20 protein-coding genes are annotated in these 21,142 nt (G+C 62.6%); 8 read left to right on the forward strand and 12 right to left on the reverse strand.

The features are described 5' to 3' along the window. The first annotated feature begins 20 nt into the window (after positions 1-20). On the forward strand, positions 21-500 hold the full coding sequence (locus AMS69_RS11425) for an HTH domain-containing protein (RefSeq protein WP_053968197.1): 480 nt from the start codon (positions 21-23) through the stop codon (positions 498-500). A 148-nt stretch (positions 501-648) separates the two neighbouring features. Here AMS69_RS11425 and AMS69_RS11430 read toward each other — a convergent pair whose 3' ends face one another. From AMS69_RS11430 to AMS69_RS11445, 4 genes are all read right to left on the reverse strand, one after another. Further along, positions 649-1,029, reverse strand: a complete 381-nt coding sequence (locus tag AMS69_RS11430) for a Zn-ribbon domain-containing OB-fold protein (protein ID WP_053968198.1) — start codon at positions 1,027-1,029, stop codon at positions 649-651. Further along, complete coding sequence (locus AMS69_RS11435; RefSeq protein ID WP_053968199.1) at positions 1,026-2,177, reverse strand: thiolase family protein; 1,152 nt, start codon at positions 2,175-2,177, stop codon at positions 1,026-1,028. The genes AMS69_RS11430 and AMS69_RS11435 overlap by 4 nt, the downstream gene beginning before the upstream one ends. Positions 2,178-2,241: 64 nt before the next feature. After that, a complete protein-coding gene (locus tag AMS69_RS11440) occupies positions 2,242-3,069 on the reverse strand; it encodes a DUF7551 domain-containing protein (protein WP_053968200.1) in 828 nt (275 codons plus the stop codon). 6 nt (positions 3,070-3,075) lie between these two features. Next, a complete protein-coding gene (locus AMS69_RS11445; protein ID WP_053968201.1) occupies positions 3,076-4,236 on the reverse strand; it encodes an ABC transporter substrate-binding protein in 1,161 nt (386 codons plus the stop codon). A gap of 143 nt (positions 4,237-4,379) precedes the next feature. Here AMS69_RS11445 and AMS69_RS11450 point away from each other — a divergent pair, with 143 nt between their 5' ends. After that, the gene (locus AMS69_RS11450; RefSeq protein WP_053968202.1) at positions 4,380-4,565 is read left to right on the forward strand and encodes a DUF7836 family putative zinc-binding protein; all 186 of its coding nucleotides are present in this window, start codon (positions 4,380-4,382) and stop codon (positions 4,563-4,565) included. Here the strand turns inward: AMS69_RS11450 and AMS69_RS11455 are convergent. The 3 genes from AMS69_RS11455 to AMS69_RS11465 are packed head-to-tail and all read right to left on the reverse strand — an operon-like array spanning position 4,562 to position 7,203. Continuing rightward, positions 4,562-4,873 carry a hypothetical protein gene (locus tag AMS69_RS11455; RefSeq protein WP_053968203.1) on the reverse strand — a complete coding sequence of 104 codons (312 nt, stop codon included), beginning with the start codon at positions 4,871-4,873 and terminating at the stop codon, positions 4,562-4,564. The two genes, AMS69_RS11450 and AMS69_RS11455, sit on opposite strands and share 4 nt — an antisense overlap. Before the next feature lies 1 nt (position 4,874). Further along, positions 4,875-6,458 (reverse strand): acyl-CoA carboxylase subunit beta, encoded by a 1,584-nt coding sequence (locus AMS69_RS11460; protein WP_053968204.1) that lies wholly within the window; start codon positions 6,456-6,458, stop codon positions 4,875-4,877. Between the two features lies 1 nt (position 6,459). Then, positions 6,460-7,203 (reverse strand): beta-ketoacyl-ACP reductase, encoded by a 744-nt coding sequence (locus tag AMS69_RS11465; RefSeq protein WP_053968205.1) that lies wholly within the window; start codon positions 7,201-7,203, stop codon positions 6,460-6,462. Between the two features lie 217 nt (positions 7,204-7,420). Between AMS69_RS11465 and AMS69_RS11470 the strand changes: the two genes are divergently transcribed. From AMS69_RS11470 to AMS69_RS11495, 6 genes are read left to right on the forward strand one after another with little or no spacing between them, the layout of a single operon-like run. Then, complete coding sequence (locus tag AMS69_RS11470; RefSeq protein WP_053968206.1) at positions 7,421-8,584, forward strand: alpha-1 4-glucan-protein synthase; 1,164 nt, start codon at positions 7,421-7,423, stop codon at positions 8,582-8,584. A 55-nt stretch (positions 8,585-8,639) separates the two neighbouring features. Beyond that, positions 8,640-9,824 (forward strand): extracellular solute-binding protein, encoded by a 1,185-nt coding sequence (locus AMS69_RS11475; protein ID WP_053968207.1) that lies wholly within the window; start codon positions 8,640-8,642, stop codon positions 9,822-9,824. A gap of 1 nt (position 9,825) precedes the next feature. Then, positions 9,826-11,448: an ABC transporter permease gene (locus AMS69_RS11480; protein ID WP_053968208.1), complete on the forward strand. Its 1,623-nt coding sequence runs from the start codon at positions 9,826-9,828 to the stop codon at positions 11,446-11,448. Beyond that, positions 11,448-12,578 carry an ABC transporter ATP-binding protein gene (locus AMS69_RS11485; RefSeq protein WP_053968209.1) on the forward strand — a complete coding sequence of 377 codons (1,131 nt, stop codon included), beginning with the start codon at positions 11,448-11,450 and terminating at the stop codon, positions 12,576-12,578. The genes AMS69_RS11480 and AMS69_RS11485 overlap by 1 nt, the downstream gene beginning before the upstream one ends. Beyond that, on the forward strand, positions 12,575-14,581 hold the full coding sequence (locus AMS69_RS11490; protein ID WP_053968210.1) for an ArnT family glycosyltransferase: 2,007 nt from the start codon (positions 12,575-12,577) through the stop codon (positions 14,579-14,581). Before AMS69_RS11485 ends, AMS69_RS11490 begins: the two co-directional genes overlap by 4 nt. A gap of 9 nt (positions 14,582-14,590) precedes the next feature. Then, complete coding sequence (locus tag AMS69_RS11495) at positions 14,591-15,169, forward strand: gluconate 2-dehydrogenase subunit 3 family protein (RefSeq protein WP_053968211.1); 579 nt, start codon at positions 14,591-14,593, stop codon at positions 15,167-15,169. Positions 15,170-15,196: 27 nt separating this feature from the next. Here AMS69_RS11495 and AMS69_RS11500 read toward each other — a convergent pair whose 3' ends face one another. From AMS69_RS11500 to AMS69_RS11520, 5 genes are all read right to left on the reverse strand, one after another. Continuing rightward, positions 15,197-15,910, reverse strand: coding sequence for a dolichyl-phosphate hexose transferase (locus AMS69_RS11500; protein ID WP_053968212.1), 714 nt, complete (start codon positions 15,908-15,910; stop codon positions 15,197-15,199). Positions 15,911-15,959: 49 nt separating this feature from the next. Continuing rightward, positions 15,960-16,736, reverse strand: a complete 777-nt coding sequence (locus AMS69_RS11505) for a helix-turn-helix transcriptional regulator (protein WP_053968213.1) — start codon at positions 16,734-16,736, stop codon at positions 15,960-15,962. Between the two features lie 431 nt (positions 16,737-17,167). Further along, positions 17,168-18,220, reverse strand: coding sequence for an HTH-type sugar sensing transcriptional regulator TrmB (gene trmB, locus AMS69_RS11510; RefSeq protein ID WP_053968214.1), 1,053 nt, complete (start codon positions 18,218-18,220; stop codon positions 17,168-17,170). A 176-nt stretch (positions 18,221-18,396) separates the two neighbouring features. After that, positions 18,397-19,773 (reverse strand): ABC transporter substrate-binding protein, encoded by a 1,377-nt coding sequence (locus AMS69_RS11515; RefSeq protein WP_053968215.1) that lies wholly within the window; start codon positions 19,771-19,773, stop codon positions 18,397-18,399. Between the two features lie 275 nt (positions 19,774-20,048). Beyond that, positions 20,049-21,113 carry a glucose 1-dehydrogenase gene (locus AMS69_RS11520; RefSeq protein ID WP_053968216.1) on the reverse strand — a complete coding sequence of 355 codons (1,065 nt, stop codon included), beginning with the start codon at positions 21,111-21,113 and terminating at the stop codon, positions 20,049-20,051. Positions 21,114-21,142: the final 29 nt, after the last annotated feature.

Raw genomic sequence — 21,142 nt, forward strand, 5'->3', positions numbered from 1 at the left:
AAGTGTATGTGTGAATACCCATGTCCAGCTCTACCGCTCCGGGTGGTCGCCGGGCGACCCTGTTCGTCCGGTCTGACCTCCCAGCGCCGTCACAGAAACGCTGTACCGCTATCGAACGTGAGCTACAGGAGCTGGTGTGTCGTGGCGTACTCAACGAGGCCGAGACAGTCGAGTGGGCGAAACGCGTGCCGCTGCAGGGCTCCGGTGACGGACCCGAGCGGACACTCTACAACGAGTTCGCGGAGTGGGCCCGCGAGTCAGGGGTCTGTCTCGCACCGTTTTTCGACACCCGGCTCTGTTACAGTTCAACGACGGGTGAGAAACGCCGGGAACTCGTCATGCCGGCCGTCTGCCTCGCAGTCTACGAGGGCGACGAGCTGGTGCAGGTTGCCCCCTTCGCCGACGCGGGTCGAGCGGAGTCCGTCGAAGAATGTATTGCAGAACTGGCCGAGACAGGGACCCTCCCGGACACATACTCGGCAACGGTCTCGACCGTATAACGCTCTCTGACCTGTTTGCTTCTATGTTACCGTCTCCTCGAACGAGGGCGCGCTCCTCTCCGACCTCGTCATAAAGACAATCGAAGAAGCGGGAACGATTTCGCCGACGACGGAGGAACGCATTACCCGGCAGGGCGAAGGGAGCTAATCAGACGGGGTCCCAGCGGTAGCCGTCCCAGTCCTGGCTCTCGGGCACTTTGATGCCCACGTCGGGGTCGCGGAGTTCCTCGACGTAGACGGGTTCGACCGTGTCCCCGGTTTCGACCTCGTCCGTGGTCACCTGGCCGAGCGCGCGGACGAACTCGTCGCTCGCGCCGTCGATGTCCGTGATGTCGAACTCGACGATAGCGAGCGTGTTCGGCTCGCGGACGCCCGGCGGCGTCGCCGTCGAGTGGGTCCAGGTGACGACCTCGCCGGTCCGGTCCGAGAGGTCGAAGGTCTCCTCCTGCGGTTCGCCACACTCCGGACAGAGCGGATGCGTGGGGTACGAGACGTGACCGTTCGAGCACATCCCTGCTTCCAGCGTCATTCTGCGGCCTCCATGATGGTGGTGATGACACAGTTGCCGAACCCGCCGACGTTACACGCCAGCGCGGTGTCGGCCTCGACCTGCCGCGGCCCGGCCTCGCCGACGAGCTGTTCGTAGATTTCGACCCCCTGCGCGACGCCGCTTGCCCCCAGCGGGTGGCCCTTCGATTTGAGACCACCGGAGGTGTTGATCGGCAACTCTCCGTCCTTTGCGGTGGCTCCGTCCATCGCCATCTCCCAGGCCGTTCCCTGCTCGGCGACGCCGATACCCTCCAGTTGCAGGAACTCCAGAATCGTGAACATATCGTGCAGTTCGGCCACGTCGAGGTCCTCGGGACCGAGGCCGGCCATCTCGTAGGCCTGCTCGCTCGACTCGACGACCCCGCCCATGACTGTCGGGTCGTCCCGCTCGTGGACGACGTGGGTATCGGTCGCCCCGCCGATGCCGGAGACGACGGCGTACTCGTCGGCTATCTCCGCGGCGCGCTCCTCCGTCGTGAACATGAGCGCGGCGCTGCCGTCCGTGATGGGACAGAAGTCGTACAGCCGCAGCGGGTCAGCGATAATCGGCGACTCAAGCGCTTTCTCCATCGTAATCTCCTTCTGGAACTGCGCGTTCGGGTTGTCCACGCCGTTCTTGTGGTTCTTGACTGCGACCCGAGCGAGCGACTCCCGCGGGGCGTCGAACCGCTCCAAGTAGTGCCGGGCGGTCATGCCGGCGAACGACGGGAGCGTCACGCCGTGTTTGTACTCGTCGGGGTGGGTAATCGAGGCGATGATGTCGGTCGCCTGACCCGTCGTCTTGTGTGTCATCTTCTCCGCGCCGACCAGCAGCGTCATCTCGCTGGCCCCGCTGGCGACTGACTGCCAGGCCTCGTAGATACCGGCCCCGCCAGAGGAAGAGGTCTGGTCGACCCGTTCGCTGTAGGCCGGAAGCACCCCCAGGTCGTGCGCCAGCAGGTTCATGATGCCCGTCTGGCCCTCGAACTCGCCGCTGGACATGTTCGAGACGTACAGGTGCTCTACATCGTCGGGTGTGACGCCGGCGTCCGTGAGACACTCCTCACCCGCCTGTGAGAGTAGCTCACGGATCCAGGCGTCGCGTTGCCCGAACTTCGTCATTGACGCGCCGATTACTGCGACTCCCATACCTGTGCCGTCACAGGGGTCTGGTGTATGTATTACGGTCTGACCTATAGAACGAGTGGAATGTTCAGGCAGTCGTCGTAACGACCGACAGTCCCTCGGCGGGTTGGTCGCCGGCCAGTGAGACGAGTAGCCGCCAGCCGTCCGCAGTTCGCTCCGCTTCGGCCATCTGTGGCGTGATGCTCGTCCGGCGCAGTAGCTCGACTGCAATCGGCAACACCGGACAGCGAAGGTCCGACAGCGTCGGGCGATAGTTCTGTAATGTGATATATCTGGCACACCGGCCGGGACCGACAGCGGCGGGTTCGATTGCTGCCTCGTCGACAAGCCCCGCTGCTTCGAGGTCGGCGATGGCGTCCCGAACCGGCTCAGGGCCACTTGGCTTTCTCGGCAGCTGTCCGGCGGCTTCGCGGAGGGTATCCGCCTGCATCTCTGGGTCAAGGTGTTCGGCCAGTGCCGTGGCCATGCTTTCGAGCATCGCCAGACAGAGTCGCTCGCGGTTCTCGGTCTCCTCAGCCGCTTCGAGATAGCTGTCGATGACTGCCTGCTCAACGGACCGATGACGGCCCGACAGCACTTCGAACAGCGACCCGGCGACCGTGTGACAGTACTCCGGGAGCGACGACGGACCAGTCCTGACGGCGTCGGTCCCCCACGGCGCTTCACAGACGATGAGGCCGTGCACGGTGACACGTGGGTCGTAGCGCCGGAGAGCGCTTCGGTAGGCAGTCGCTACGCTGGCCGCTTCGGCGGCCGTCTCACGGTCCGGAAACTGCATGCCTGACACCGGGAACGGCGGTGTGCCCGTTCGGGCGCTGACGACGCGATACGGCCCGACAGCCACACTGAGCTCCGAGAGCCTGTCACGGATGTCTGCGAGCGTTCGTCCGACCATGAGTCCTTACAGGTCTCCGGCGATGATGTCGGCGACGCGCTGGCGGTCGAATAGCTCCCGGTCCACGTCGTACACCTGCGATGCGGCCCGTTCGGTGACGACGAGATTCGTTATCGGTCCCTGGTACAGCGGCCCACCGCGGAACACGTTCCCGTTCTGTACTGCCGTGAGTTCGCTTCCGGTCTCATCCGATTCGAGGAACCCGACGACTGTGTCCTCGAACTCCGAGCGTGTCTTTGCTTCGTGTCCGCGCAGGAGCATGTACTCTGGGTCGATGTCAAGCAGCGTCTCGAAGTCGACCTTGCTCCGGTCGGCGTGGAAGTCCCTGACATCAGTTTTCGCGAACGCGTCGCGAACGCGCAGGTCCCGCCACTGTTTGAAACTGGTCCCGTCCTCGATGAGATACGGCGAGAAGCTCGTCGGCTCGTTGCCCCCGGCCCACATGATGGCCACTTCCGGTCGATCGGAGTTCGAGTCCGGAACGATGTCAGCCAGACTCGCCCGGAACTCCTCGTGGAGGGACTGGAACGCCTCGAACCGGTCGGTCCGCTGGAACGCCCGGGAGAGTTTCTCGAAGGCTTCGTACAGCGTGTAGTAGGTGTAATCGTGCCACGTGTAGCCCGTCGAAAAGATGCTGTTCCCGAAGAAGGGGGCGATCTGGGATTCGATTTCATCGATGTCCGACTGCTCCCAGGACCCGCGGCTCTGCAGGAAGTTCGGGTCCATGACGTGGATATCGGCGTCTATTTCGTAGAACTGCTCTTTGCCGACACCGCTGTCACCCCACAGCTTCCGGATCGAACTCCCATCGACGCTGACACCCGGTATCTCGTCGTAGTACTGGGTGTGGTACCGTGAGGGGAGCCAGACTCCCTCGGGTGCATCGAGGCCGAGCGCGATTCCCATATCGGCCCAGCTTCCGTTGTTTGCGACCCAGACCTCCGGCACTGACTCGAAGGAAACCTCGCCGACTGGCTCCATCGAGACGGAGTAGCCCGTATCCGTCGGTTCTGCGCCCGCAGTCGACCCTCCGCCCGACGTACCGGACTCCGTTCGATTGTCAGTCGTACCCTCACTATCGCTCCCGGCCTCCGACTGCCCTGAACACCCGGCGACGGCACCTGCCAGCCCGGCACCGGCCGCAACGATGTACTCTCGTCGGTCCATATATTTTTAGGCTTGCCTAATTGGTTTAAATCTTCCTATATTTAGGCAAGCCAAAAACGCCCTGAATCGCCAAACGGCACCACAGCCTCCGGCAGTGAGAATCCACACAAAGTATATGGGTGTGTGCTAACCACACACGAAATATGCAGGAGGCTTGGCTCCAACTACAATGTCCGGCGTGTTCGGTTGCCTGGGAAGCGCAAGTAACTGATCTCTCTGCCCCGGAGACGCAGTTCGCCTGTGACGACTGTGGCACGGAGCGGTCGCTGTCGGAGTTTATGCGGACTGCTCGCGACCTTGAAGTGCTGCAGGAGTTTACCGAATCCTAGTATCGCGCCCGCGCCGCCGCCTTCCACTCTTCGCCGCGTTTGACCTTGCTCGGAAGGCGGCGTTTGCCCACACTCGCCAGCCGTCCGGCGAGCGTCCACTCGTCGGCGTATTCAACTGTCTGGCGCTGTGCTGTTGCCACAGCAGCCCGTTGGCGGGCAGTCACGTGGGCGCTAATCGCAGCGGCGATAGCCGTCGCCTCGGTCTCTGATGCGTCCGCCGGTATCGACAGCGACAGGTCGGCAGAGTTCGCGCTGTCAGTGAGTGGGGCCGTCTCCGTGTCCGACTGTGGTGTCTCCCGAGTTGCCATGTTACAGCGGGATGTTGCCGTGGTCTTTCGGCGGCGTATCCTCGCGCTTGCGCTGCAGGAGGTCGAGGTCCTGAATGAGGCGCTTGCGCGTCTCTTTCGGTTCGATGACGTCGTCGAGATAGCCCCGCTTCGCCGGCCCGTACGGATTGGCGAACTCGTCGCGGAACTCGTCCATCAGTTCCTGACGCCTGGCGTCCGGATCGTCGGCCTCCGCGATCTCGTTTCGGTAGAGGATATTGACGGCACCCCGCGGGCCGAGTACTGCCATCTCCGACCCGGGCCAGGCATAGTTCACGTCGCTGCCAAGGAACTTCGAAGACATGACGATGTACGCACCACCGTAGGCCTTCCGCACGACGACCGACAGCAACGGGACCGTCGCCTCGGCGTAGGCGTAGATGAGTTTCGCGCCTCGCCGGATGATACCGTTGTGCTCCTGATCTGTGCCGGGCATGAACCCGGGCACGTCGACGAGCGTGAGGATGGGGATGTTGAACGAGTCACAGAAGCGGACGAACCGGGCCGCCTTCTCCGCCGCGTCGATGTCGAGCGTCCCCGCGCTCACGCGTGGCTGGTTGGCGACGACGCCGACCGACCGGCCGTCCATCCGCGAGAATCCCACCACGACGTTACGCGCCCAGTTGCCATGGACCTCGAAGAAGGAGTCCTCGTCGACGATGCTGTCGATGACCTTCGTCATGTCGTAGGGTTTGCGCGGAGCCGACGGGACGGTATCCGTCACGCCGGGAATCTCCCTCTCGGGATCATCCCACGGCTTGACCCGCGGCGGGTCCTCCATGTTGTTCGCCGGGAGATACGACAGGAGGCGGCGGATGTTTTCGAGGGCTTCCTCCTCGGAGGGGTACGAAAAGTGGGCCACGCCGGATTTCGTCGAGTGCGAGCCCGCACCGCCGAGTTCCTCCTTGGACACCTGCTCGCCGGTTACCGTCTCGATGACGTCCGGCCCGGTGATGAACATGTGGCTGGTGTCCTGCACCATGAACGTGAAGTCGGTCAGCGCCGGGCTGTAGGTGGCCCCGCCCGCACACGGCCCCATAATCGCGGATATCTGTGGGATGAGCCCGCTCGCCTTGGTGTTGCGCTCGAAAATCTTGGCGAATCCCACCAGCGAGTCGACGCCCTCCTGGATGCGCGCGCCGCCGGAGTCGTTGAGTCCGATGACGGGCACACCGTTCTCGATGGCCCGGTCCATCACCTTACAGATTTTGTCGGCGACGACTTCGCCGACCGACCCGCCGAGTACGGTGAAGTCGTGGGCGAACAGGAACACTTTCCGACCGTCAATCTCACCGTAGCCGGTGACAACGGCGTCGCCGGCGAAACGCTTCTCTTCCATCCCGAAGTTCGTCGATCGGTGTTCCACGAACGGGTCGACCTCGTTGAACGTCCCATCGTCGACGAGAAAGTCGATGCGCTCGCGGGCGGTCATCTTGCCCTTCTCGTGTTGTGCTTCGATACGGGCCTCGCCGCCTCCGAGTTCAGCTTCGGCTCGTTTCTGTCGCAACTCTTCGACTGCGTCGTCAGGTGCCCCAGTCTCGTCTTCTGGTTCTTCCTGTTGACTCATCCTACCACTCCATCCCGCCGTTGACACCAAGTACCTGTCCTGTCATGTAGCTCGATTCCTCGCTGGCAACGAACCTCACGATGCCGGCGATGTCTTCGACGCGTGCGAACCGGTCGAGCGGAATCTCCCGCAGAATCTTCTCCTGAACGCGTTCGGGCACCTCCTCCAGCATATCGGTCTTGACGAAGCCCGGCGCGACGCAGTTCGCGGTTGACCCCGTGTGTGCTAATTCAAGTGCGAGCGTCCGTGTAAATCCGAACAACCCCGATTTCGTCGTCGCGTAGTTAGCCTGCCCGATGTTCCCCTGCTGACCGACAACGCTTGAGATATTTATCAGTCGGCCGTGTTCGGCGTCGCGGATGTCGTCGTAGAAGGCTTTCGTCCCGTTGAACACGCCGCCAAGGTTGACATCGATCACCGTCTCCCAGTCGTCGCGGCTCATGTTTTCGAACTTTTTGTCGATAGTGATCCCAGCGTTGTTGACGAGCACGTCTGCGGAACCGAACTCGTCGGCCACCTTCTCACGCATCGCCCGGACCTCATCGAGTTTCGCCACGTCGGCCTGGGCCGCGATAGCGGTGCCGCCGCTGTCGCGGATGTCCTCGACGACGGCACGGGCTTCCGCGTCCGAGGACCGGTAATTAACGACGACGTTAGCCCCGTGAGCACCGAGGTCTTTGGCGATTCCGCGGCCGATACCGCGTGAGGACCCAGTGACGACACAGGTTTGATTATCCAGGTTCATTTGTGGTTGATGGGAGCCCTGTTGCTTCGTACGCTCATCACCTAATCTGGCAAAGCACAGCCAAATAATAGTTCGCCTTATACAACATTAAACGACAGATTTAGAATTTAATGACCTCGGTGTTACACGAAAAGTGATGGGCAGAAAACAGACTCACGAAGGTAGCAAAGAAGAACGCCAAATATTTTAGGGTTGCCTAAAGAGATACGGGCAGCACATGACAGCCGACATCTGCGTAATGGTGCCGACGATTCGAAACCACGAATGCATGCGGTCGTACTTCCAGAACGCCCGGGACCATGGGTTCGATCTGGACCGACTGTTCGTCGTCCTCATCACCGAGGACTTCTGTGACACCGACGCGATGGAACAGATGCTCGACGAAGAGGGCGTCGACGGAGCCGTCTACGACGGAACCGCCCGCGAGGCGTGGTTCGAGACCCACGGCGCGGGCGAATACTCGCATCTAATCCCCGAAGCAAGCCACGCACAGACCTCGTTTGGCCTCCTGTACATGTGGGCCAACGACTACGAGTACGGCGTGTTCATCGACGACGACACGCTCCCACACGAGGACGCCGACTTCTTCGGGACGCACATGGAGAACCTCGCCTACGAAGGCGAGATCGAGACGGTCAGCTCCGACGAGCAGTGGGTCAACGTCCTCTACCAGAACGAAGACGAACACGGCCTCTACCCGCGTGGCTACCCCTACGCCGCGATGGACGAAGCGGTCGAGACCGAGACCACCGAGGTTGACGATGTGGTCGCCTCGCAGGGCCTCTGGACGAACGTGCCCGACCTCGACGCTGTTCGTATCCTGATGGACGGCGACCTGCAGGGACAGGCGCAGACCCGCACGACTGCTGCGGACTTCGGTGAGGACTTCGTCGCCGCCGAGGGGCAGTACCTCACCGTCTGCTCGATGAACCTCGCCTTCCGCCGCGAGGTCATCCCGGCGTTCTACCAGCTCCCGATGGACGACAACGAGTGGGACGTCGGCCGCTTCGACGACATCTGGTCCGGCGTCTTCCTCAAGCGCGCCTGCGACGTGCTGGGCAAGCAGATCTACAACGGCGACCCGCTGTGTGAGCACAACAAAGCGCCTCGCTCGACGTTTTCGGACCTCACAAACGAGGTCCACGGACTCGAACTCAACGAGCACGTCTGGGAAATCGTCGACGAGGCCGGTGCGGACGCAGACTCCTATGCCGAAGTGTTCGACGCGATCGGCACGGCGATGGCCGACGGCGATTTCAGCGACTGGGAAAACGGTGCCTTCCTTAACTACTGCGGCGAATTCATGCTCGACTGGCTGGAATGCCTCGACGAACTGGACGACGCCGCGACGGAACAGGTCCCCGCAACCGCCGACGACTAGAAAGGCATAAGTTGTTTAGGCAACCCTAAATCAAATAATGAGTGATTCTAACGATATGACGGGACGTAACTCGACGCAGTCACGACGACGCTTCCTCGCCCTCAGTGGCACCACCGCGACAGCAGCGATTGCCGGCTGTTCCGGTATTCTCGGTGGAGGCGACGGCGGCGATGGCGGAAGCGACGGTGGAACCGGTTCCGGGACCGGACAGCTTTCCCTCTCGGACTTCCGTGGCTCCGGCCCGCTGGTGGCACAGCGAGACGCCCCTGGCGGGACATCAATCGAGGAGCTGCCGGACCTCAGCGGCGAACTGACGCTGTACCTCGGTGGTGGCGAGGGTGGCCTCTACCTCGACCTCATCGAACTGTTCGAACAGCTGTATCCTGATTTCTCCGCGAACCACCGGCTCGAAGCATCCAGTGACCTCGCGAACACCATCATCGAGGAGAACGAGGCGGGCGCGAGCCCCGCCGACGTGTTCATGTCAATCGACGCCGGCTCACTCGGTGCCGTGGCAAACGCCGGGGCGACCGCGAGTCTCCCCGAAGAGGCGCTGTCGACGGTCCCCGACGCCTATCAGGACAGCGAGGGCCGCTGGGTGGGCATCGCCGGCCGCGCCCGAGCGATTCCGTACAACACGAACCAGATCTCCGAATCCGACATCCCGTCGACGGTTCAGGAGTTCCCCGAGGCGGCCGCCCTCGAAAACAGCATGGGCTGGGCGCCGAGCTACGGCGCGTTCCAGTCGTTCGTCACCGCGATGCGACTCATCCGCGGCGACGACGAGACGCGGGCGTGGCTCCAGGCGATGCAGGACCACGGCATCAGCACCTATGCTGACGAGTTCCGCGTCTCCAACGCCTGCGCCGACGGTGAACTGACCGCCGGCTTCGCCAACCACTACTACACGCTCCGGGTCCAGTCCGCCCGCGAGAGCGCGCCCATCGGCCTCGCGTTCACCGAGGGCGATGCCGGGGCACTCGTCAACGTCTCGGGCCTCGAAATCATCAACGGCACCGACAACGCGGACCTGGCAGCGAACTTCGTCCGGCACGTCCTCTCGGCGGAGGCACAGGAGTTCTTCGCCACCCGAACGTTCGCGTACCCGATGATTCCGGGCGTTGCACCGGTCGGCGACCTGCCGCGTATCGACGACCTGAACCCGCCGGACATCAACCTGACCGAGCTGGCTGACGTGGCCGGAACCGTTGACTTACTTCGGGACGCTGGCGTCCTCTAACATGGGCACAAAAGACCGCTACGAGCGGCTTCGGGAGCAAGCGACGACGTCGGAGAGAGACTCGTCTCCGCACACGCTGCTCGCAGTGGTCTCGCTCGCAATCTCGCTGCTGTTACTGGCACCGCTGATTTGGGTGTTTCTCCGAGCAGGTGAAATCGAGTTCGCGCGTGCGGTAGAACTACTCACGAGCGACACGACCGTCTCGGTGACGCTGAACACGCTGGCGCTGGTGACCGGAGTCACCGTCGCGTCGATTCTCATCGGCGTCCCGCTGGCGATTCTCACCGCCCAGACGGACCTGCCGTTCAAGCGGTTCTGGACGATCACGTCCGCGCTGCCGCTGGTCGTCCCGAGTTACATCGGGGCCTTCGCGTTCGTTTCAGCGTTTGGCCCTCGCGGCGTCCTCGCGGACCTGCTCTCGCCGCTCGGCATCGAGCAGATCCCGACGATATACGGCCTGCACGGCGCGATACTTGTGCTGACACTGTTTACGTACCCGTACGTGTTCCTGACCACGCGCGCGTCGCTGCTGTCGTTCGACGGGACCGTCGTCGAGGCCGCCCGGACGCTGAATCACACGCGCTGGGAGGCGTTCCGCCGCGTCACGTTGCCACAGATCGCGCCGGGCATCGCGGCCGGTGCGCTGCTGGTGGCGCTGTACACGCTTTCGGACTTCGGCACACCGGCGATTATGCAGTACGACGTGTTCACGCGGATGATCTACAACGAGTTCGGTGCCCGCCGGCTCGACTACGCCTCCGTCCTCTCGATGCTGTTGCTCGTGATGGCGCTTGGTATCCTCGCCGTCGAGTCCCGCCTCAACGCCGGGCGAGACGGGGCCTACGTCAGCAGCGGCTCGCGCCGGCCCGGTCTCATCAGGCTCGGCTACTGGAAGGGGCCGGCGCTGCTGTTTTGCGGCGCTATCGCGTCGCTGTGTCTGGTGCTTCCGGTCGGCATCCTGCTCCAGTGGCTCCTCCGGTCAGGTACGGGCTACAGCGGCGGCGGGTTCACCTTCGATGCGGCCTACGCCTGGAACTCGGTCGGCCTCGCCGCAGCCGCGGCCGCCATCTGTGTCGTGGCAGCGCTCCCGATAGCGTATCTCTCCGCGCGCGGTAGTTCGGGCTTCTCGTCGCTCCCCGAGCGGGCCACGTACGTCGGCTACGCCGTTCCCGGTGTCGTCCTCGGTCTGGCGCTCGTGTATCTCGGGCTCCGGTACGTCCCCTTCCTGTACCAGAGCGTCATCCTGCTGGTGTTTGCCTACGTGATTCGGTTCCTCCCGCAGGCCGTCGGGACGACCGAATCCTCGATTCTGCAGGTCGATCCGAGCTATATCGAGGCGGCGCGGTCCCTGGGCTACCACCCACTCTCGGCGTTTCGGAAAGTCGTCTTACCGCTCGTTGCCCCAGGTATCGCCGCCGGGGCCGCGCTAGTGTTCCTGACGACCATGAAGGAATTGCCGGCAACGCTGATGTTACGCCCGACGGGCTTCGAAACCTTCGTCACGTACATCTGGCTCGTCCAGGGTGCCGGCTACTACGGACAGGCAGCGGTCCCGGCTCTCGTGCTCGTCGGCCTTTCCGGACTCTCGATGCTGGTCATTCTTCGACGGGAGGACACAAGCTAATGTCTCGACAAACACGCACACAGCAAACATCGGACTTCGACGACGTGGACGCAGCGGTAGCAAACCCGAACCGGACCGTCCTGGAACTGGACGATGTGTCCAAAGATTACGGACACGAGGTCGCCGTCGAGAACCTCTCGCTCGATGTGAAAGACGGCGAACTGCTGACACTACTTGGGCCATCCGGTTGCGGGAAGACGACGACACTCCGGATGATCGCCGGGCTGGAACGCCCCTCTGACGGCCGGATATCGATTGCTGACGAAGTCATCGCCGATGGCTCCTCGTTCCGGAAGCCAGAGGAGCGCAACATCGGAATCGTCTTTCAGGACTACGCGCTGTTCCCGCATCTCACCGTCGCCGAGAACATCGCCTTCGGACTGACCGAGATGGACGAGCAGGCTGTCACCGAGCGGGTCGACGAACTGCTGGAACTTGTCGACCTCTCGTCCCATCACGACAAGATGCCGAGCCAGCTTTCCGGCGGCCAGCAACAGCGCGTCGCGCTCGCGCGCTCGCTGGCTCCGGAACCGGATGTTCTGCTGCTCGACGAACCGTTCTCGAACCTCGACGTGCGCCTGCGCGTCGAGATGCGCGAGGAGGTTCGCAAAATCCTGAAACGAGCCGGCGTTACCGCCATCTCAGTGACCCACGACCAGGAGGAGGCCCTCTCGATAAGCGACCGCGTCGCCATCATGAACGACGGGACCATCGCTCAGGTCGGTGACCCCGCTGAAGTGTTTGAAAACCCCGAGAGCCGCTTCGTTGCGAGCTTTCTGGGACAGGCGAGTTTCCTCTCGGCCCGGGTGACCAGCGATGTCATCGAGACCGGACTGGGCTCGTTCGACATCGAGTTGCTGAACGGGCCGGTCGAGGCCTACAACGGCGCGATGGTGGACGTGCTGGTCCGCCCCGACGACCTGCAGGCGATGCCGACAAACGAGTCCCAGGCCGACGGCTACGTCGTCCACCGCCAGTACAACGGGCCGTCGTTCGTCTACCGGGTCGAACTCCACAGTGGCGATGTCGTCCACTGTATGCACAACCACGTCGAGACCTTCGAACCGGGCCAGCCGGTCGAAGTTGATCTGGTCGCCGACCACGATCTGGCCTGGTATCCGACGGAATGACGCGACTGCGCCGGCCGGGGGTACAGGCGGGGCTGATAGCGTTGCTCGGCGGGCTCGCCGTCTTTACGCTCGCCCACGTCGTCTTTCCTCATCATACGACCAACCATGACGAAGGCGTCTACCTTCAGCAGGCCGCCATGCTGCTTGAGGGGCAACTGTTCATGTACCCGCCGGTCGAGGAGTCGTTCCGACCGTGGTTCTTTGTGGCCGACGGTGAGCGGTTGTATCCGAAATACGCCCCAGTCCCGGCGGCGATGTTTGCCGTCGGGAAACTGCTCGGCGGCTACCGCGTCGCACTCGGCCTGATTGGGACTGGCGTCCTAGCGCTGACCTACCACACCGTCCGCGAGGCGTTCGACGCCCGGACGGGGGTGGTTGCGACACTTCTCATGGTCGGATCGCCGCTGTTTCTCATCGAGGCCTCGGTGTTTCTCTCGTACGTGCCGGCGACGCTCTGGAATCTCGGGTTCGCCGCGGCGTATCTCCACGCCGACCGGACCGGAAGCCGAAAAACGGCGGCGGCTGCCGGGCTCTCCATCGGCGTCGGCTTCTTCGCACGGCCGTACACGGCGGTGCTGTTTGCGACGCCGTTCATCCTCCACGCGCTGTGGTCGCTCCGGACGCTCGACCCGGCGCGGTTCACGCGCCTGTCAGTGACTGCTGTCGGCGGGCTTACCGGTGTCGCTGCGACGCTTGCATACAACCACGTCGTCACCGGCTCAGCCCTACTGTTCCCGTACGAGGTGTTCGCCCCGCAGGACGGGCCGGGCTTTGGCCACCGGGAAATTCTGGGCTACTCGCGAGAGTTCACGCCGGCGATGTCACTGGACGCCAATGCCGAACTCCTCTGGAAGCTCCTCACCCAGTGGCTCGTCGCCGGGCCGCTGGGAACGGCGGCGGCAGCCGTCGGCCTCGGGGCCGTCGTGCGTCGTGGGATAGACGGCCGGCAGGCGGCGCTGGCAGGCGTCCTCCTGACGGTCCCGCTCGGCAACGGCTACTTCTGGGGCACCGTGAACATGCTCGGCGACCTCTCGGACCCGACGGACGGCCTAGTCGCTTTCCTTGGGCCGTTTTACCACGTCGATATGCTCGTCCCGCTGACGGCGTTCGGTGCCGTCGGTGTCGTTACCGTTGCCCGATGGACACGGCTGCTGGTCACCGACCGGGTCAGCGCGGATCGGGTCCGTCCAGTCCTGATCACTGTGGCGCTCTGTGGCGCAGCGCTTGGCGGCGGTGCGGCCATCACAACGGCGGCCGAGCCGGTCTCGGACAACTACGAAGTGACCCAGCAGCTAGAGCAGGCTTACACGCCCTTCGAGGAGCGAGACCTCGACAACAGTCTCGTCTTACTCCCGACACCGTACGGCGACTGGCTGAATCACCCCTTCCAGTCGGTTCGTAACGATCCCGGCTTCGATGGCGACACGGTCTACGCGATGCAACACCGCCAGTTCGAGGTCATCGACGCCTACCCCGACCGGACCTACTACCGCTACGCGTTCCGCGGCGAGTGGGTCCCGTTCCTGGGACTGCCCGTCGAGCCGCGGCTCCAGCCGGTGTCGGTCGCCGAGGGCGAGACGGTCCAGACGGACGTGTCGGCGTCGGTCCCGGAACAGGCCGCGCTGGTCTCGATTCGGCTCACCAGCGACGGTGAGAACGACTACGCGACCGTCACCGGGACCGACCGGCTGGACCTGCGGCTCTCGACGGCCCGGAACCGGACGCGGCTTACCGGCGATGGGATCGAGGATCAGGTCAGCGTGCCGACGCCGGACGACGGGACGGTGACGCTGATTATGTTCGTCGACTACGGTACTGGTGCGGGCTTCGAGTACCGGGCAGAACTCCCCGTCGACCGGACGGACGAGGGCGTGCGGACGCTGACGCCGCGGCTTGAAGTCTGTAAGGATCAGCGCCGCTGCGGCGGCGAGGCGGCGTACGTCCCGGGCACGCACCGCGACGGAATCAGCATGAACGCGACCACGACAGCGGAAACCACGTGATACGTACTGATGACTGACTACGAACTCACCAGACGCGACGCGCTGAAAGCCCTCGGTGCGGCGGGCGTCACCGTCGGCGGCGCGGCGGCGCTCACCTGGGACCGGTCCGAGGACGAACCCGCCGAGAGGAGCGAGGACGAGACCAACGACACCGAATCGGAGTTCGGCGACCACGAGCGCGAGACGTATCGTGCTGTCGCCGCTATTGTCTATCCGAGCGAGGTAGCGGGCGTCCGGGAATTCGTCGACAGCTACGTCACCGGCCGGGTCGAGGCAGACCCTGAGCGAGCGACAGAAATGACGACCGCTGTTGCGGACCTCGACGCGTACACCCGAGAATGGGAGGACACAGTCTTCACTGCGTTGGACACAGACACACAGGAAGAAACGCTGCGGGGAATGGGCGTCAAGGCTGCCGACCCGGACCCACATGGCGACCCGAGGCACCGCGTCCGCTACTACCTCGTCAACGACCTCCTGTTCGCGCTGTACAGTTCGCCGACCGGCGGCGAGCTTGTCGGGATCGAGAATCCGCAGGGCTACCCCGGCGGAACGAGTAGCTACCAGCAGCCACCGAACAACCGATAGGTCGGACCCGTCCCCGATTTCGTCGTGTTATCGGAACCGTTCTTCGAGCGCGACCCGGACGATAGACTTTGCGATGGCAGCCCCGCCGGAGAACGGGTCGAGTTTCGTCTCACCTTTCCGCTCGTCGTACTCGATAGGCCGTTCACGCACGTCGTAGCCGCGCATCAGCGGCCGCATGAGCAGTTCCGCCGAAAGCCCAGTGTTCTCGGTCCAGACGACCTTCTGGAGGACCTCGCGGCGGTAGGCGCGCATTCCGGTGGTCGTGTCGTGGACGCGCTTGCCCATGAGCACACTCGCGAGTAGGGCGAACAGCTCGTTCCCGAGTTTGTTCATCGCCGGCATCTGTTCGGCCCCGTAGTACAGCCGGTCGCCGCTGACGACATCGGCCCCGTCGTTTATTTCTGCAAGGAAATCGGGGAGACGTTCCATCGGGTACGTGTCGTCACAGTCCGTCGTGACGACGACCGGCCGGTCCGGCGTCAGCACGGCTTCGCGGACCGCCACGCCGTACCCTTGCGGTTCCTGTTCGATGACTGTCGCACCGTGTTCTCGTGCGATTTCCGGCGTCCGGTCGCTGGAGCCGTCGACGCAGACGACCTCGGCACGGCCGTCGGTCACTGTCGCGATATCGTCGAGAACAGTGCCGATTGCTTCTTCCTCGTTGTACGTCCCCATGACGACCGCGAGGTCGTCAAACGTGTAGCCGGCTGAATCTTCAGCCCGCGAGCCCTGAATAGCCATTGCTCATCCGTCAGAACCCACGGTTCTTGAATGTTTAGGTTTGCCAAAATCAGTGACCGTCGAGATACATTTCTACCGGGGTTGCATCTTCCCAGAGGTGCGTAAACAGGTCCCGTGCCCACGAAATAGCGCCGTCCGTCTCGGAGATTATCTTCGCCGACGGCCAGGCACCGTCGAGTTCTGGAAGCGTGATGATCATCCAGTTGTCGGCGACGGCGAGTGCATACGGGACGGGCGTGACACGAACGGTCGTTTCCTCGAACCGATTTATATCGAGCGAGACGGACTCCGTCTCGAGCATCTCGTCGATTACAGCACAACTGACCACTAGCCGCGATTCGTCGTTGTCCGGCATCGCCGACTCGTACTCGGGGTGGTAGACGGGCGAGACGACATCGCAGTGAGGGACGCTTTCGACGCGGGACACGACTTCCCGGACCGGTCGGTTGATGTCGGTTTGCGTGCCACGGATGACCGTGTAGTCATCAACTTCAGGCAGTCGACACCGGAACGGCTGTGGTAGCACTGACGTGTCGTGAGACTCCCAGTACTGAGAGTCGACGGCGAAGAGTTCCTCAAGCCGTTGCTGGCGGTGAATCGTATCCGCGACGAGGCGGCCGGTACCGGTAAGTCGCCACCTGTCATCCATCGAGGTAACCAGGCCACGGCCTTCGAGGTTCGAGAGCGCGTCGTAAATCGCTGATTCGCTCGCAGTAACTGCTGACAGCAGTTCGTTCGTGGCTTTGGCTCCGGGACACAGCGCGCCGATGATGTCCGTCCGGACAGACGACGTTCGGACGTACTGAATTAGCGATTCTACGCCCATACTGTCCCCATATTCAGTAGGTCACAGTTTTCCCACATATCAGTTTCCATTTGTAACGGAATCCTCTTCGAATAGGCCACTATTCTCTCGAGCGTGGGATATTATTCCAGCCAATGTGTCCATCTTTTTTATCGCTCACGACGCAGAGACTGTTGCTGTCCACGTAAGACCACGTCCCCGCTGAACGCAATGGAGCACGTTGGTCTTGTGGAGTTGCCACGTTCGGGCCGGGCGATGTCGTGCCTCTGACATATGTCGCCAGCCCGAAGGGTCATGCAATCACCGTGGGTTGCCCGCCCACGGTGCTCATTGTCTCCGCTGTCGGCTCGTCCAGCCAGGTAGTTGTTACAGACTGCTGTCTCTCGGCTCCGCATCAACCGTCCGCAGTCTGGCAGTCATCGCGAGAACCAGCCTCGGCCGATAGTATTGGATCAGTTCTCGGGCGGTTCGTCTGTCCCGATTCGAATCTCGTAGGCCTCGATATCTTCGAACGCAGCGACCTGCCCACCGACCTCGACCGGCCCATCGGCCGTTTCAACGACCAGCGTCGCGACCTCGCGGTTCGAACTGAACGACGCCTGGTCGACTTTGCCTTCAACGACCCGGTGGTCGCCTGTCTCGACGTCCCGGCCCTCGATAGTCGCGTAGAACTCCCCGTCCAGCGTCACCAGATCGGAGATACAGCGCCTGATCGTCCCGTAGCGGCGCGGGAACGGCAGCCCGTCTCCATCACTGGCGATTGTTTCAGCAGTCGTCCACAGCACCGTGTTGAGGAACCCGGAGACCAGGAACCCGAGTTCCGAGCGATTGAAGATGACGCCGTATCGGTCCGTGTCACCGCGGACGCTCTCACGGGTCGCGTACATCGAGTAGTTCCCATCGGCGACGGCGACGACCGGTGTCGTGATACCGCGGCGGGCCTTCACCGTGGTCGCGATGGACTCGTAATCAAACCGCGCCGGGTCGGGAGCGTCCACACCCGGTGAAATGAGAATTTCAATAGCGATGCCGGACTGCTTCCGGGCCGCGAGTCTGTCTTCGAACCGCTCCAACAAGGCCGGGGTCAGGGACAGAGTCAGTTCGTACTCGGCCGTCTCGATGATATCTTCGAGGTATCGGAGTATCGTCGGCCGAGATTTGACGAGTGAGACAGCTTCGGGCTCCCGTGCGGGTGCCGTATAGCGCGAGGACAGGTCATCAACAAGGTCATCGAGCGAGTCCTGTATCCCCTCGAAGGCTTCCCGCGGGTCGATAGCCAGGACTTTCATCGGCCGGGACTCCTTGAGTTCGACCAGTCCGACGTCGCTGAGGCTCCGGACCGTATCGTACACCCGCGGCTGTGGAATGTCCGTGTTCTCCGATATCTCCGACGCTGTCAGCTCACCGTGTTGTAACACGGCCAGGTAGGCTGAAATCTCGTACTCGCCGAGATTGAACCGCGCAATTACCTGTTCGAGCGATGCTTCCAAGTCGTCACTAGACATAGTGGGGCGTTTGCGAGTCGAGTACTAAGAACTTCGGCACTCTCTTCAGCAGACAGTTTCAGGACCAGGCGCGTGGCTATTCGCTATTGTTCGCTATCCCATCATAGCGACCCGCTACCCTGTAGACTTCGACTGTTCGAGTCGCCGCGGCGAAAAATGTGCGCTGTCGGTGTGGTTTAGTAGGCGTTGGAGATCTGGGAGACGACGTCCGCGGGCGCAGCACCGGAGTTCAGTGATGAGATAGCGGATTCGAGCGAGGACTTGACTGCCGGCGGGGCAGCCAGGCCGTGTGCCACCGACGGCGGCTGGGCATCGCTGTCCTGGAAGTCTGCTATCTGATCTTTGGAGAAGTCGTTGAACGGGTCGGTATTCACGTCAGTTCGCGGCGGAATTGAACCCTTCTTCGGGTTGAAGATCTCCTGTGCCTCCGCCGTGCCGACGAAGCGGCACCACAGCGTGGTCGCTTCCGGCGACGGGTTGTTGACCGGATACGGGAACGAGTCCATGTTGAGCGCGTAGTAGCCGTCGGTACCCGGGAACGTCACGTGGTCCCACTCCTCGCCGTACGCGAGGTCGTTCGTGATGTACGTTCCGGCCGCCCAGTCTCCCTGGTGGAGGAACGCCGCTTCGCCGTTGATGACCTGGTTGTTGGCCTCGGTCCAGGAGATCGAACCGGCGTCGCTCGGGATGTAATCGAGATAGGACTGTGTGGTCTCGACTGCCGACTCTAGAGCGTCGCTGTTGGCGTCGATCTCACCGTCGACGAAGATAGCGCTGTAGGTCTCGGCGTCCGTTTCGCCGAGGAGAACAGTCGCAAACATCTGGAAGCTGGACCACGGCGCGCCGGTCTGGTGTGCCATTCCGGTGTAGCCAGCATCGCTGACCGTCGCCAGCGCGTCGACGAGATCAGACGGCGTTTCGAGGGCTGTCGGGTCGACCCCGGCGTCCTCGACGACCTCGACGTTGTAGAAGAGGTTGTTGATCCGGTGGATGTTGAGCGGGACCGTCACATAGTTCCCTGCAGGCTGGGCCGCGTCCTTGACACCCTGGAGGTATGCGTCCTCCATGCTGTTCTCTGACCAGACGGAGTCGCCGATGTCCTTCAGCAGGTTTGCATCGGTGAAGGGGAGTAGATTGTTCCCGGGCCAGGACTGCCACGTACTTGGATGGTTGCCGTTCTGTACCCGTGTCCGGATATTCGCCTGCAGGTTGTCACCCGCACCGCCGGCGATGAGGTTCTCGTCGAACGGAACGTCCGGGTGTTGCTCCTTGAAGGCGTCCATAACGGACTGAATCGCTTCCAGTCCGTCGCCTTCGCCCCACCAGTGGGCGACCTCGAGTGTCCCATACTGTGGCCCGCTGTCGGTGCTGTCGTCACCGCTGCTGCCGTCGCTACTGGTACTGTCACCGCCGTCACCGCTGCTGCCGTCGCCACTGCTGCCATCACCACCGTCACTCCCACCGCAGCCAGCCAGTGAGGCCGCACCTGCTGCGCCAGCAATCCGAAGAGCGTTACGCCGCGTCAACCGTTTATTTGAGTTGTCGTCAGTCATGGTTGCACCAATACCTCATAATTCCTTATTGAAGATTCGCACTTAATACTTCTGTATAGGGAAAGTCACCATTTGACATTCGTATCGATCCCGGTAAATCATCTATGTTCCACGATTTCTCGGGTTTGAGCGGGTGAACAAATTAATCGTATGTGAGTAAATACCTCACTTATTTACATCTATTATCTTATATATTCCCGAAATCACCCCTGCCAGAGGGAGTATATCAAGCTCATATTGCGAGAAAAAGCTCGGGCGCGGTTCGACTCGGGGAGCTACAGCGAATCGAACTCGACGACTGCTTTTATCTGGTCGTCCCCGTCCGTGAAGGCCGCCTCGACATGCTCTGGGTCGGTAACCGTCGTTACCAGATCGTCGAGCAGCCACTCCGGAAGGTCCTGTAAGGTCTCGACGGCGTCCTCGAAGTGCGAGATGTGTGAGTTGACAGTCCCGATGAGACACTTGTTGTGCAGGACAATCTCGTTGTGGAGCGAGCCGCCATCGACTTCAAACTCCCACGGCTCCGGGATGCCGAGCAACACGCCGACACCGTTCTGGTCGAGCGCCTTGACTGTCTGGAACGCATGCGGGGCAAACCCGGTTGCCTCGTAGATGTAATCCATCGCCTCGTAAGCCTCCGGGAGTTCATCCGCCGGCGTCTCACGGGAATCGACGTACGTGCTCCCGATCTCGTCGATGATGTCGACCGTCGGGTCGGGCCGGTCGCGCCGACCGACACAGTACGTCCGGTCGTACTCCTGTTCAAGCATCCACAGCGTCAGCAGTCCGAGCGAGCCGTTGCCCAGCACGCAGGCCGATTCCGGCCGCCAGTCGAATGGCTCCCGCGTGGCGTACGCGTGCTCGTTGGCCTTCTCGGTGATCGAGAGCGGTTCGACGAGGAAGCCGTACTCTGCAACCGACTCAGGGACGGGAACGAGGAAGTCCGCCGGCGACGTGAAGTACTCGGCCATGAAGCCGTGGTCGCCGACAATGCCGCGTTCCGTGTACTCGCCGTCTGGAGCCATGTCGGGCTCGCCCCGACGGAAATACTCGTTCGTTTCGCCGTCCGGTTTCCGCCGGACGGTCGGCGCGACGACCTGCCCCGCCTCGAGCCCCGTGCCATTGGGCTCTTCGACGACGCCGACCGCCTCGTGTCCGAGAACCATGTGGTCTGCCCCGTCGGGGAATCCACCGTGGGACCCGTTCAGGACTTCGTGGTCTGTGCCGTCAACACCAACGCGGAGTGTCCGGACGAGTGCCTCGCCCGGGTCAGGCGACGGTCGCTCCCGCTCTAGGAGCTGTGGGCCGTCGTCGTCCCGCGTAACACCAATCACTTTCATGCCAGGCAGAGAGTGAGAACACTGGGGAT

Source organism: Haloarcula rubripromontorii (genome assembly GCF_001280425.1).
GTDB lineage: Archaea > Halobacteriota > Halobacteria > Halobacteriales > Haloarculaceae > Haloarcula > Haloarcula rubripromontorii.

What these genes read in the sequence shown, in the direction of transcription:
- AMS69_RS11425 (WP_053968197.1), top strand. Translation starts at nt 21, where the DNA reads ATGTCCAGCTCTACCGCTCCGGGTGGTCGCCGGGCGACCCTGTTCGTC.
- AMS69_RS11430 (WP_053968198.1), bottom strand. Translation starts at nt 1,029, where the DNA reads ATGACGCTGGAAGCAGGGATGTGCTCGAACGGTCACGTCTCGTACCCC.
- AMS69_RS11435 (WP_053968199.1), bottom strand. Translation starts at nt 2,177, where the DNA reads ATGGGAGTCGCAGTAATCGGCGCGTCAATGACGAAGTTCGGGCAACGC.
- AMS69_RS11440 (WP_053968200.1), bottom strand. Translation starts at nt 3,069, where the DNA reads ATGGTCGGACGAACGCTCGCAGACATCCGTGACAGGCTCTCGGAGCTC.
- AMS69_RS11445 (WP_053968201.1), bottom strand. Translation starts at nt 4,236, where the DNA reads ATGGACCGACGAGAGTACATCGTTGCGGCCGGTGCCGGGCTGGCAGGT.
- AMS69_RS11450 (WP_053968202.1), top strand. Translation starts at nt 4,380, where the DNA reads ATGCAGGAGGCTTGGCTCCAACTACAATGTCCGGCGTGTTCGGTTGCC.
- AMS69_RS11455 (WP_053968203.1), bottom strand. Translation starts at nt 4,873, where the DNA reads ATGGCAACTCGGGAGACACCACAGTCGGACACGGAGACGGCCCCACTC.
- AMS69_RS11460 (WP_053968204.1), bottom strand. Translation starts at nt 6,458, where the DNA reads ATGAGTCAACAGGAAGAACCAGAAGACGAGACTGGGGCACCTGACGAC.
- AMS69_RS11465 (WP_053968205.1), bottom strand. Translation starts at nt 7,203, where the DNA reads ATGAACCTGGATAATCAAACCTGTGTCGTCACTGGGTCCTCACGCGGT.
- AMS69_RS11470 (WP_053968206.1), top strand. Translation starts at nt 7,421, where the DNA reads ATGACAGCCGACATCTGCGTAATGGTGCCGACGATTCGAAACCACGAA.
- AMS69_RS11475 (WP_053968207.1), top strand. Translation starts at nt 8,640, where the DNA reads ATGACGGGACGTAACTCGACGCAGTCACGACGACGCTTCCTCGCCCTC.
- AMS69_RS11480 (WP_053968208.1), top strand. Translation starts at nt 9,826, where the DNA reads ATGGGCACAAAAGACCGCTACGAGCGGCTTCGGGAGCAAGCGACGACG.
- AMS69_RS11485 (WP_053968209.1), top strand. Translation starts at nt 11,448, where the DNA reads ATGTCTCGACAAACACGCACACAGCAAACATCGGACTTCGACGACGTG.
- AMS69_RS11490 (WP_053968210.1), top strand. Translation starts at nt 12,575, where the DNA reads ATGACGCGACTGCGCCGGCCGGGGGTACAGGCGGGGCTGATAGCGTTG.
- AMS69_RS11495 (WP_053968211.1), top strand. Translation starts at nt 14,591, where the DNA reads ATGACTGACTACGAACTCACCAGACGCGACGCGCTGAAAGCCCTCGGT.
- AMS69_RS11500 (WP_053968212.1), bottom strand. Translation starts at nt 15,910, where the DNA reads ATGGCTATTCAGGGCTCGCGGGCTGAAGATTCAGCCGGCTACACGTTT.
- AMS69_RS11505 (WP_053968213.1), bottom strand. Translation starts at nt 16,736, where the DNA reads ATGGGCGTAGAATCGCTAATTCAGTACGTCCGAACGTCGTCTGTCCGG.
- trmB (WP_053968214.1), bottom strand. Translation starts at nt 18,220, where the DNA reads ATGTCTAGTGACGACTTGGAAGCATCGCTCGAACAGGTAATTGCGCGG.
- AMS69_RS11515 (WP_053968215.1), bottom strand. Translation starts at nt 19,773, where the DNA reads ATGACTGACGACAACTCAAATAAACGGTTGACGCGGCGTAACGCTCTT.
- AMS69_RS11520 (WP_053968216.1), bottom strand. Translation starts at nt 21,113, where the DNA reads ATGAAAGTGATTGGTGTTACGCGGGACGACGACGGCCCACAGCTCCTA.